Source organism: Amycolatopsis magusensis (assembly GCF_017875555.1).
Lineage (GTDB): Bacteria > Actinomycetota > Actinomycetes > Mycobacteriales > Pseudonocardiaceae > Amycolatopsis > Amycolatopsis magusensis.
Genome location: NZ_JAGGMS010000001.1, coordinates 4840432 through 4852412 on the forward strand (window position 1 = coordinate 4840432; position 11981 = coordinate 4852412).

Annotated in this window: 11 protein-coding genes; 10 read left to right on the top strand and 1 reads right to left on the bottom strand. The window is 67.7% G+C overall.

What is annotated here, in order from left to right:
• Positions 1-341: 341 nt before the first annotated feature.
• The 10 genes from JOM49_RS21660 to JOM49_RS21705 all read left to right on the top strand — a co-directional run bounded on the left by JOM49_RS21660 (position 342) and on the right by JOM49_RS21705 (position 10367).
• The gene (locus JOM49_RS21660) at positions 342-584 is read left to right on the top strand and encodes a hypothetical protein (RefSeq protein WP_209666081.1); all 243 of its coding nucleotides are present in this window, start codon (positions 342-344) and stop codon (positions 582-584) included.
• A complete protein-coding gene (locus JOM49_RS21665; protein WP_209666082.1) occupies positions 584-940 on the top strand; it encodes a hypothetical protein in 357 nt (118 codons plus the stop codon). Before JOM49_RS21660 ends, JOM49_RS21665 begins: the two co-directional genes overlap by 1 nt.
• 132 nt (positions 941-1072) lie before the next feature.
• Positions 1073-2167 (top strand): hypothetical protein, encoded by a 1095-nt coding sequence (locus JOM49_RS21670; protein WP_209666083.1) that lies wholly within the window; start codon positions 1073-1075, stop codon positions 2165-2167.
• Complete coding sequence (locus JOM49_RS21675) at positions 2168-3340, top strand: toxic anion resistance protein (protein WP_209666084.1); 1173 nt, start codon at positions 2168-2170, stop codon at positions 3338-3340.
• Positions 3340-4971 carry a VWA domain-containing protein gene (locus tag JOM49_RS21680; RefSeq protein WP_209666085.1) on the top strand — a complete coding sequence of 544 codons (1632 nt, stop codon included), beginning with the start codon at positions 3340-3342 and terminating at the stop codon, positions 4969-4971. Before JOM49_RS21675 ends, JOM49_RS21680 begins: the two co-directional genes overlap by 1 nt.
• Positions 4968-5567: a hypothetical protein gene (locus tag JOM49_RS21685; RefSeq protein ID WP_209666086.1), complete on the top strand. Its 600-nt coding sequence runs from the start codon at positions 4968-4970 to the stop codon at positions 5565-5567. The genes JOM49_RS21680 and JOM49_RS21685 overlap by 4 nt, the downstream gene beginning before the upstream one ends.
• A gap of 269 nt (positions 5568-5836) precedes the next feature.
• Entirely contained in the window at positions 5837-6304 is a 468-nt protein-coding gene (locus JOM49_RS21690; RefSeq protein ID WP_209666087.1) for a cupin domain-containing protein, read from the top strand.
• Between the two features lie 422 nt (positions 6305-6726).
• Positions 6727-7518 carry a hypothetical protein gene (locus tag JOM49_RS21695; protein ID WP_209666088.1) on the top strand — a complete coding sequence of 264 codons (792 nt, stop codon included), beginning with the start codon at positions 6727-6729 and terminating at the stop codon, positions 7516-7518.
• A gap of 134 nt (positions 7519-7652) precedes the next feature.
• Complete coding sequence (locus JOM49_RS21700; RefSeq protein WP_209666089.1) at positions 7653-8669, top strand: hypothetical protein; 1017 nt, start codon at positions 7653-7655, stop codon at positions 8667-8669.
• Between the two features lie 693 nt (positions 8670-9362).
• Positions 9363-10367: a metallopeptidase domain-containing protein gene (locus JOM49_RS21705; RefSeq protein WP_209666090.1), complete on the top strand. Its 1005-nt coding sequence runs from the start codon at positions 9363-9365 to the stop codon at positions 10365-10367.
• A gap of 563 nt (positions 10368-10930) precedes the next feature.
• Here the strand turns inward: JOM49_RS21705 and JOM49_RS44375 are convergent.
• Entirely contained in the window at positions 10931-11146 is a 216-nt protein-coding gene (locus JOM49_RS44375) for a mycothiol transferase (protein WP_372444058.1), read from the bottom strand.
• Between the last annotated feature and the right edge of the window lie 835 nt (positions 11147-11981).

The window sequence follows — 11981 nt, forward strand, 5'->3', positions numbered from 1 at the left end:
GAATTACCGATCATTTCTCGCACGCCTTGGTGTTGCGCTCGCCGGCGCTTTTGTGGCGATTGGGGTTTTTGCCGCGCCAAGCTCCGCGTCGGCCGCGAATGGGCAGGATCCAGTGGCTACACGCTCCACACGTCGTCGGGTGCGGCTATGCCCATTCGGCCTGAGGTCGTGTGTGGGCCGCGTGCGGCCTTTCGGATCCGGACAACAAGCTGGTCAGGCGATTCGGGTCAGCCCTGCGGGGGCCGGGCCGGCAGATCTCGGACTTGCGGTGCGGCACTGCTGGATACGGCTATCGTCACATCAAGCACCGGCACATCACGGACTGGGAGAACATCGCCTTCATGGTCGGATGGAACTGGCGGGACATGGCCGACTTCGCGCTGGAGCACGGTCTCGACTACCCGCAGCGAGTGGATCACCGCTCTGGCAACGACACCTTCCTCTACCAGGGGGCCTTCTGGATCGCGGATTCGGAGGGGAACGTGAAGGCCAAGTACTGCTCGCAGAACGTCGTCGCCCTGCGGGACGGCAAGATCATCACCTCGTTCCCGAAGTCGAGCAGCCTGCCGGCGGGCGTGTGTTGATGCGGGAGCCGAATTTTCTCGGGGAGCTTGTCCGCCGGCTGAACCTGGTCGGCGGACAAGCCGCCTATCACCCCGAAGAGGGCGGCGTCGTCATCTCGGCGTGGCGGGAGGAAAAGCTGGATCCGCCGGTTTGGCTCGCCGTCGACGAGGACACACTTGAACGGCACCTTTCTCTCCTGCACGACGATGCGGCGTCGCTGTGGCCGGATACCGATCGGGAAGCCGGCGCATTCAACCTTCTTTCCGTGCACATCGAGGAAACCGTTCTCACCCGTAAGCCCGGCCAGACGGAGCTGATTCTGGACCGGGACAAACGCGTGCCGGAATGGGTGGAACCGGACGAAAGTCACTCGTAGTTCGGTGCCCGGCAACAGCGGCACCGTTCGTTCATCAAGCGTTCACCTCCCGATGGCCCGCCCGCGCGTCAAACGAGTCACGGGCGATGAAGGATCGTCCGCACGGGGGAACGACCTGGGGAGACGCAACGAGTGAAACGCCGGTTGTCCATCGCCGCCGCGATGGTACTGGTCCTGGCTGTGGCAGGCGTGATCGTGTTCGGCGGGCCGGACGAGGCCGGGACAGGCACGCGGGCGGGCGAAACGACCACGGTCAAAGGAGTGATCGGCTCGGAGAAGCTCGCCTTCTTCTCCGATCAGCGAGTGGTCGACGCCTTCGCCAAGCACGGACTCAAGGTGGAAGTCGACACAGCCGGTTCGCGGCAGCTCGCGACGAGCGTGGACCTGGGCGGCTACGAGTTCGCCTTCCCGTCCTCTTCCCCGGCAGCGCAACGCATCCAGCGTGACCGCTCGGTCACCGGGGTGTACACGCCGTTCCAGTCGCCGATGGCCGTCGCGACCTTCGAGCCGATCGTCTCGCTGCTCGCCGCGAACGGTGTGGTGCGCCAGGGCGCGGGCGACTACCAGGTGCTCGACATCGCGAAGTACCTCGAGATCACCCGCGCGGGTACCCGCTGGGACCAGTTGCCCGGCAACACCGCCTTCCCCGCGCGCAAGAACGTGCTGCTGACCACCACCGACCCCCGCGAGTCCAATTCGGCCGCGATGTACCTGTCGATCGTTTCCTTCGTGGCCAACGGGAACACCGTGGTCAACTCGCCGGAGGCCGAGGCGAAGGTGCTGCCGGAGCTGTCGAAGCTGTTCCTCGACCAGGGTTACACGCAGAACAGCACCGAGGGCCCGTTCGAGGACTACCTGGCCGCCGGCATGGGCAAAACGCCGATGGTGCTGATCTACGAGTCGCAGTTCGTGGACCGGCTGGTCCGCGCAGACGGCTCGATCCGGCCCGACATGCGGCTGCTCTACACCGCGCCGACGGTGTACTCAAAGCACACGCTGGTTCCATTGTCCCCCCACGGGGATCGGGTCGGTCACTTGCTGACCACCGATCCGGAACTGGGCAGGCTGGCGGCCACCTTCGGTTTCCGCACCAACGATCCGCGCCTGTTCGGCGAGGTGACCGCCGCGGCGAGGGCGCCGGTGCCCGGCGATCTGGTCGACACCGTGGAACCACCGTCGTTCGAAACGCTCGAGCGGATGCTCGACGCGGTCCAGAAGCAGTACTAGATGGACGCCTTCGAACTCACGCCACCGGAACCGGTGGCCGCGGTGCCCGCCGAGCGGGCCGCCGGACTGATCACGTTGGACGATGGCACCCGGGCCGCCGCCCAGCGGCGCGCCGAGCACTTCGCCGAACGCCTGCAAGCGCTGGACGTCCGATCGCCGCAGTTCACCGCGGTGCTCGACGAGCTGCTCGCGGTGGGCGAAGCCGACATGCGGGCCGCGGCCACCGTCGCCGGCGCGCTGCTGGACCGGTCCGCCCGCGCGCTGTCGGGAACGCGTGGCGACATCGCTTCCCCGCAGCAGCAGGTGACCGTGAGCCTGTCCGGGCTCCGCCGTACCGTCGCCGAACTGGATCCGGCGAAACTCCCGATCACCGGGCGGAAACTGCTCGGCATGATCCCGATCGCGGGTGCGGCCAAGAAGGCGCTGGACCGGTACCGGGCGGCGAACGAGCCGGTCAACGCACTCGTGCTGGACCTGCGTGCCCGTCAGGACGTGCTGCGGCGGGACAACGCCGTGCTCCAGGGCGAGCGGGAACGCCTGTGGCAGACCATGGGCAAGCTGGCCGAGGCGGCCGCCTTCGCCGAGGCCGTGGACGCCGCGATCGACCGCCAGGCCGGGATCTTCGACCTCACCGATCCGGCGCACGCCAACGCGTTGCGGGCCGACGTACTGCACCCGATCCGGCAACGGCACCAGGATCTGCTCACCCAGCTCGCGGTCAGCGCGCAGGGCTATCTCGCGCTGGACCTGATCCGCCGGACCAACGACGAGCTGATCCGCGGGGTCGAGCGCGCGGTGTCGACCACCGTGTCCGCGCTGCGGGTGGCGTTGCTGGTCAGCGCGGCGCTGGCCGGGCAGCGGGACATGCTCGACGAAGTCGACGCGGTGCGCGCGACCACGGACGGGCTGATCCGGGCGAACAGTGAACTGCTCGCGATGCAGAGCGAAGAGGTCCGCAAGGCGAGCAGTGATCCGGCGGTCGGCGTCGAGACGCTGCGGCTGTCCTTCGACCGGATCTACGCCTCCATCGACGCGATCGACACCTTCAAGGCGGACGCGGTCCGCACGATGGCGAGCACGGTCGAGTCGCTCTCGGGTGAGATCCGCCGTGCCGAGGACTACCTGCGCCGGTCGCACGAAGCGGCACCGGACAGGCGAGGCGAGGGAGCCTGATGAGGAAACTGATCGCGTTCGCCGTCGCGGTGGCGTGCGCCGCGACGCTCGCCGCCTGCGACACGGGTCAGGGTGCCGATCCGGAGCACCCGGCCGGGCCGCCCCAGCCGGGGACCCTGCGTGTGCTCGCGGGCAGTGAACTCGAGGACCTGAACCCGGTACTCGAGGAGGCGGCGAAGGCCACCGGGGTCACGGTGAACTTCAGCTTCACCGGCACCCTGGAGGGCACCGAACTACTCGCGAACGGTGGCGCCGACGGCAAGTACGACGCGCTCTGGTTCTCCTCGAACCGTTACCCGCAGGGCATTCCCGGCGCGGCGGGCAGGCTGGGCAACCAGACCAAGATCATGAGTTCGCCGGTGGTGCTTGGCCTGTCCACCTCCGCGGCGCGGCGTCTCGGCTGGGCGGGCAGGCCGGTCAGCTGGGCCGAGATCGCCGAGCAGGCGGGCAACCAGGCGTTCACCTACGGGATGACCGATCCGTCGGCTTCGAACTCCGGTTTCTCCGCGCTGGTCGGCGTGGCCTCCGCACTGGCGGGCACCGGCAGTGCGATCGATGCCGGGCAGATCGGCGCGGTGACCCCGGCGCTGACCGAGTTCTTCACCGCGCAGGCGCTGTCGGCGGGCTCGTCGGGCTGGCTGTCCGAGGCCTACCAGCGGCGGGCCATCGGACAGGAACCCGGTGCCAAGGTCGACGGCCTGATCAACTACGAATCGGTGCTGCTGTCGATGAACGCCGGCGGCAAGCTCCCGGAACCGCTGACGCTGATCTACCCCAGCGACGGCGTGGTGACCGCGGACTACCCGCTCACCCTGCTGAACAACACCGGCGACGACGCCCGCGCGGCGTACCAGAAGCTCACCGAGCACCTGCGCTCGCCGGAGGCACAGCGCCGGATCATGGAGACCACGCAGCGCCGCCCGGTGGTGCCCGGGGTGCCGCTCGGGCCGCAGTTCGGCAGCCAGAGCCTGGTGGAACTGCCGTTCCCGGCCACCCAGGAAGCCTTCGACGCGCTGCTTTCCGCCTATTTCGACAAGATCCGGCGGCCGTCCCGCACGTTGTACGTGCTCGACACCTCGGGTTCGATGGCGGGGGATCGCATCACCGCGCTGCGGTCGGCGCTGGTCGGGCTGACCGGTGCCGATGGTTCGCTGACCGGGCGGTACCGGAAGTTCCGCAGCCGGGAGGAGATCACCATGCTCCCGTTCGACACCGGGCCGGAGCAGCCACGCACGTTCACCGTGCCGGAGCAGGATCCGCAGCCGGCGCTGGACCAGGTCAAGGCGTTCGCCGAGGGGCTCGCCGCGGACGGCGGCACGGCGATCTACGACAGCTTGAAACGAGGCTACCAGGTCCTTTCGCCGCTGGTGAGCCAGGACGCGAACCGGTTCACCTCGATCGTGCTGATGACCGACGGCGAGAACACCGACGGTTCGGACGCCGCGTCGTTCGAGGCGGCGCTGCCCGGCATGCCCGAGAACGTGCGGGGTGTGCCGGTGTTCACGGTGTTGTTCGGCGAGGGCAACGTGGACCAGTTGAACCGGGTCGCGTCGCTCACCGGGGGTAAGGTGTTCGACGCGCGTGACACCGATCTGGGCAAGGTCTTCCAGGAAATCCGCGGGTACCAATGATCCGTTATCTCGGCTCGACGAAGAACCTGGCCGGCTGCGCGGGCGGGCTGCTCGGGCTGGTGCTCTACCTGACCGGGGTGGTCGGCTCGTTCTGGCCGCTGGTCGTCGCGGGCCTGTACGCCGCGGGGGCGCTGCTCGCGCCACCGGAGAAGGTCCACCTGGTGCCCGACGTGGCCGCCGAGGCCGGTCAGCTGCGGGCCGGGCTGGAAACTTTGGTGCGTAGAGTTTCCGAGCAGGCGGGCCGGATGCCCGAAGGCTCGGTGGAGATGGTCCGCCGGATCGCGGAGATTTTGGACGGCCTGTTCGCCCGCCCGGCCGACCTGCGCGTGAATCCCGATGTGCTGCACGCGGTCACCACGCTGGCGCGTGTGGATCTGCCGCAGTCGGTGGAGACCTATCTGAACCTGCCGTGGTGGGTGTCGGCGAAACGGCTGGCGGGCACCGCGAACAGCGCGGGTGACGAGCTGCGTACCCAGCTCAGCCTGCTGCTGGGCCGGGCCGAGAAGGTCGCCGAGCGGTTCTACGCGGCCGAGCTGCACCAGCAGGCCGATCACACCCGCTACCTCCGCGACCGGGACGAGTCGCCCGGTGGATGATCGGGCCCGCGTCCATGTCCGCGTGCCGAACATCCGGCCGAGGTCCGCGCTCGACGAGACGACCAGGTTTTCCGCCAGCCGCAGCGTTTCCCGGTCCCTGGCGGCGAGCGCGACGCCGAGGGTGGGGTTCGAGTCCCCTTAGCTCCGGGCATGGGCGGACGACGTGCTAGAACACTCGGGGCTGCTGGGGCAGTACTACGATCGCTACGGGCCGAACGCGTCCGCCCACCATCCCTCTCGGGCCGTCCCGGACAAGGAGCACAGGCGCGATGACCCACCCGTCCTCCACCGCCCAAATTCTCGGGCTCGCACCCCACCCCGAAGGCGGCTGGTACCGCCGCGTCTACACCTCACCCCTCACCGTGGTCCATCCGATCGCGCACGAGAAACGCCCGACAGCGTCGCTGATCCACTACCTACTGCTGCCAGGAGAACAATCCCAGTGGCACACTGTCGCCTCCGACGAGATCTGGCTCTGGCACCGCGGCGGACCACTCACCCTGGTCACCAGCCCACCCGGACCGAAACCGACCACCGAGACCACGCACCGACTAGGCCAGAGGATCGAAGACGGCGAACAGTTGCAATGCCAGGTCCCCGCCGGCCACTGGCAACGAGCCTTCCCCGCCGGGAACACCGAAGCCCTCGTCAGTTGCCTGGTAACCCCCGGCTTCGACTTCGCCGACTTCGAACTGGCCACTGACGCGGTCTCCAGGGATGTTGTCCCTCAAGACTGAGCGATCGGGTTCGGTGCTAGATAGGCGAGATAAGCCTGGCGGCGAGGCCAAAGACGAAGCTCCACCCTCGATGACCATGCGCGGACGCGTCGCGTGGCTACCGGCCCCGTGCGGCGCGCTGGGGGGCCTCGATCAGATGCACTAGGGCCTCGTCGCGGTTCTTCGGTGAACCGCTCCCACTCGGCGACTCAACCGGCTTGGGTCAGGAAGAACGGCGCCGGTGGACACAGCGCGCGCCTTTTCGGGCGGACCAGTCTCCGCTCGCACGGGGAAGACATCTTCACAGACGGTGAAACCCGTCGGATCGTGTTGAGCGGGGAGGGCTCGCGGCCCTCGTTGCTCTGGAGCGGGCAGGATGTGGTGCGGGGAGTCGTGCTTGTCGGACGCGCGATCCCTTTCCCGGCCCGAGGATTGGATGCCCAATGGGACGCTTGTCGGTGTTCACCTTCCAGTACATCGCCATCGACACAGAGGCTGGTGTTACGCCGGAAGAGTTCGAGACCTTCGTGCGTGGTGAAGGCGTTCACCTGCCCTTGTACCCAGGGTGGCGGTGGACTCTGCTGCGTGGGTTGCGCGGAGAGCGGACCGGGCAGTACCTGATGTTGTACGAGATCGAGAGCGCCGAGCAACGCGACCGCTACGTCACAGCCCAGGGTGAGCAGACCGAGCTGGCCCGGCTGTTCTGGGCGCGGCACCCCGAGGCGGAGGCGGTGCTGGCGCGATGGCGGCGGCTGGGTACGTTCGGTGAGCTGCCGACGTTGTTCACCGACTACCGGCTGCTGGCCGACAATCCGCGGAGCACGGTCACGCCCGGCCCCCGCTACCGCGACCGCCCGGGGGAGGAGCCCGTCGCCCGGGTCATCGGGATCCACAACCTGGCGTTGCGCGCCGGTGTGACCGAGGAGATGTTCGACCGCTTCATCGCCGAGAACCACCACCGGATCGACGACTACCCGGACTGGCGGTTCCACGTGCTCAAGGGCGAGCGGGGCAACCGCCTCGACCAGTACGTGATGATGATGGAGATCGCGAGCCTGGACGCGCTGGACGTCTTCTACCCCGAGCCCGACATCGCCACCGGCGAGGCCGCGGAGTTCGCGGCCTCGCACCGCGACACCAAGCAGATGTACGAGGAGTGGAAGCAGCTCGCCTCGTTCTCCGGCTCGCCGCAGATCTACACGGACTACCTCGCTGTCGCGGAGAACCCGGCGTAGTCCCGCACGACCGGGACGGGCCCGGGGTCAGGTGGTGGGTGCGGAGCCAGTCGCGCATGGCCCGGCGAACGTCGCTGTAACGCGGGTCACTGGCACACCGATGCAGCCAGTGACACTGAACTGGGGGATGTCACATGCGAAGTCTTCGCGCAGCCACTGCCTGCCTGGTGCTTGCCGGGCTGCTCACCGCGCCCGCCCATGCCGCCCACGCTGCCAAGGACGCCTGCACCTGGACCGAAACACCCATTCCGCCCGCCGACACATGGGGAACCGCGAACGTGGTGGCCGGGACCGGCACGGGCCACTACGCCGGGGCCGTGCGCCGGGTGGAGAACGGCCAGTTCTTCATGGAAATGGTGCTGTGGACCGCCGGGGAGCCGTTCGGCCGCACGCAACCGCCACCGCCCGGGTACCGGCGGCCCGGTCCGGTGGACGAGAACGGCACGGGCACGGTGGCGGTCAACGCCCAATCCTTCGACCCCTCGGAGAGCGGCGCGTCGTTCCGCTACCACGGCGGGCACCAGGGACTCGGCGTCTACGAGCGACTTCCGGTGCCAGACGGGTTCAAGCAGGTGAACGCCGAGTCGATCAACGAGCGCGGTGACGTGCTCGGGACCGCCACCGCGGACAACCGCACCGAAGCCGTGGTGTGGCCGGGCGACGGCGCCCCGCCCGTGGTGCTCGAACTGTCCGAGGGCAACTACCTCCTGCGGGCGATCGACATCGACAACGACGGCAGTGTGCTGCTCCACCTGGCGCAGGGGCCGCACCTCTGGCGAGCCGGGGGACTCACCCCGCTGGCCACGCCGCCCGGCTACCGGCTGACCAGTGCCTCGTCGCTTCGCGGTGGCATCGCCGTCGGATACACCCGCGCGCTCGACGAGGTCGCGACCCACCAGGGGTTGCTCTGGAGCGATCCGGCGAATCCGGAGTTCCTCAAGGGCGCTGCCTTCGGTGACGACATCAACGCCGGCGGCCAGGTTCTGGGCCGGGACGCGGGGTTCGCCGACGCTGTCTGGCAGCGCACCACCTTCGTCGACGCGATCCCGGCGAACGGGCCCGCGAGCCGGGTCTTCGACGACGGCAGCATTCTCGCGGAGCGCCCGGGGGGTTACTCCGTCTGGCGCGCCGCGTGCCTCGGGACCACTTAGGACACATGCCGCCGACGCTCGGCGCGCTGACGGCCCTGCATCGCAAATCAACATCCATACAAGGCGGAACCCGGGATTCATGTCGGTCTGTCCATGCCCGCGGCAGCGTTGATCAATGGGTACACCGAGGACGCTGGCAGGGCCCGGCGGCTTGCGACGTCCGCGATAATACCGCTAACGGATGAGTTGACCTACGTCATTTGGCGACCATATGGGGGCGACTCCGCCACGTGTCATTGATATGATCTTGCACGTGCATTAAGAATAGGTTGTGCCTGGGGGAGAAATCCTGATTCTCGGCGCCGGGCGCGGAGTGGCCGGGCGCTGGCCCGTCGTGTCAACGATGGAGCCCGACGTCACGGTTGTCCGCGCGCCGCTCGAGGCTATAACGGAAATCGCCCAGAACGCTCGGTTGACAATGGCACGTTTGCCCACCGGGGAGACGCGAATTGTCGGAGATGAGTCCGCGCTCGAGGAACTGGACGAGGGAGCCCGGATGTTCGTCGCAGCTTGGCGGCGACGGCCGATCAGGAAACCTCACCGTGTCGGCGAAGGACTCCCTTGGGACGCTCCTGGTTTTGAACCGCCGGACCGTCCGGCTCACTGATTTCTGCCCGCACCAGGTGAACGGGGAGTCGAATAATGGCTGGAGATCTGCCTTTCGAAGAAGTCCTGGTAATCCATCACGAGGATGTGACGGGCGCGCTGGGCGCCGCGGTGACGCCGGAAGCGGCCCCGGCACGGGTGCTGCAGCGGTTCGGTGACCGGGTGGAAATCAGATTGGGCGCACCCGTCGATGGCATTTCCGTGCCGTCCGTGGTGCCGGAAGTGTCCGAGGCGGTGATGGCGAGCCTGTCGGTCACCGAGCGCCTTGGCGTGGAGGCACTACTGCTCCGATCCACGCCGGATTACGTCGCCGGCAAGGTGAACCGGGTGCGTGCTGGTGAGGCGTGGGACATGCCGAGTTGCGCTCCGGCCCCGGCGCAGTCGCCGCAGGCCGGGTCCGCCTCCGCTCCGGCGCCGGTGGCCGCCGGCACCAGCGATTATCTGGTCGGTACGGTGGCGCTCGGCCTCGTCGTCGTCCACGGGCCGGACGAGGAGACCCGGTTCACCGGAGACGAAGAAGCCAAGATGTTCGCCGAGGTGCAGGCCGGCGTCAGCTGGCTGGCGGGCTTCAACCCGGCGGCGAACGTGAGCTTCACCTGGGACTACCGCCAGATCATGATCGAAACCGCGCGCGATGCCAAGGCCGTGGACAACGAAACCCGGTTCCGCGACCCGGCCCTGGCCAGAATCGGCTATCCGGCGGGTATGGCGGGTGTCCGCGAATACCTGAACTGGTTGCGCACCAGCAAGAAGACGGACTGGGCGTACTGCTTGTTCTTCGTCAACGGCTACCCGGTCGACCACTTCGCCTACGCTTCCATCGGCGGCCCGCGGATGGTCATGGAGTACGCCAACGACGGCTGGGGCCCGGACAACATCGACCGGGTGTTCGCCCACGAGACCGGTCACATCTTCGGCTGCCCGGACGAATACGCGGAGAGCAACTGCAACTGCGGCGGCTCCTGGGGCCGGTACGGCGAGCCGAACCGCAACTGTGAGAACGGTGCGGTCGGTGGCGGGGTCGGGTGCCTGATGCGGGCCAACGAATGGCTGATGTGCGAGTCGACCAAGAAACACCTCGGCTGGCCCTGACCTCCGCGTGCACACCTCGGCGACCCGCCGGTGATTCGATGCGTGGCGGCGACGGCGACGAATATCGAAAGACACACGCGGAGTGTTTCTCCGTCGAGGGAATTGCTGTGCGTGCATCGGCGTGCGTTTGATTTCTCTAGAGAACACCAGGAGTCATGCTGATGCGAAGGCATCTACGCTTGCCTTGCTTTCCGCGTTGTTGTGGTGCCTGATCGCGGCCTGCGGTCGTGCCGGGGCCGGTCTGCGCCGTCGGGACCACCGCGCCGTCGTTCCTGTCCGAGGTCACCGCCATCGCCGGTAGCCGCGGGCACACCGCCGCCACGACCGACTCCCGCCGGCGCCGAGCAACGGCACGACTGCGAACAGGCCAGTGACGAGCAGCCGCGTGTCGGCGAACAGCGCGAGGCCGTCGAGCTCGTCCGGCCGAACCCAGCGGAACGGGTGCTCCGGCTTCCGGAATGTCTCGTCACTGGGTCCGACGACCTGTCGCCGGGTTGGCCGGACCTAGTTGACGGAATCGATGCTCTCGCCAGTCGCCGGGCGTCCCTTGACTGTGCTCGCCGCTATGGCTGGAGGTCGTGATCGGGCCGGGCGACGGCTGCTGTGGCGGCTTGCTCGATCTGGTTGCGCCGGACTTCCCAGAATGCCGCGTCGCGCTGCTGGGTGGCGTAGTCGGTGGCGGTACCGGCCGAGCCGTCCAATTGTTCGCGGAGGATATCGGCGTGTCCGGCGTGCCGGCTGGTCTCGGTGAGCATGTGGACCAGAATGTTGAACAGCATCACGTGAGGTCATGGCCACCAGGGCACGTGACCAGGCGAATCAATGGCAAGTGCCGCGATTGTCGCGTCGGAGTGCTCCCAAACGCGTCGGTAGCGGCCGATGATCTCCCGGCGTGCCTCGTGCTCGGTAGCCCACATGTCAGCACCGCGTTGCCCGAGGTCGTCCCATTGGGGTAGGGCTTCGGGGAACGGCCGGTCGAAACCTCGCTCCGTGGTGTCCGCCAGTTCCACGGCCGCTATTCCCTCGGGGACGACACCCTGTGGGACGTGGTCCGGGAACGGAAGTCGGGCGTGAACAACCTGTGTTTCACCCCGACCTACTGTTCCTCGGCCAACCCGATCAAGGCACACTTCACCCCCTGAAGACGTTCGCGGTCGCCGGGTCGAACCACCCCGATCACACCGTCGCGACCCGCGCCCTGCACAGTTACCTGCGGTGGCGCAACGCCAACGCCCGCCATCCCGATGTCCTCGCAGCCCAACGCCCCGAACGAGCTCGCGTCCGCAGCGAACGCCAGCGCACCACACACGCAGCCTGACCAACCCGGCCAACAGCACTAGCGCAGAGAAGACACGCCCTGGACGCCGGTGCCATCGCCCTTCCACGGACCCCCGGCTGCGCGAGTGAGACCGCCGGACCTCGGCAGCGGCGACGAAGTGCTAAACCAGCGGGGTGGTCCGCTAGTAATTCAAGCAGCGATGATGCTGCTGTAAGAGTTCCAGCAAAGATGATCTTGGGTCTTCTGTGTGTATATTGATCTACGATGTAGTTTTTACTTGCCCTACGCGCACCTGGCGGGCAAGCGAGCCCGAGAAGACCTACCGATACGTCGAC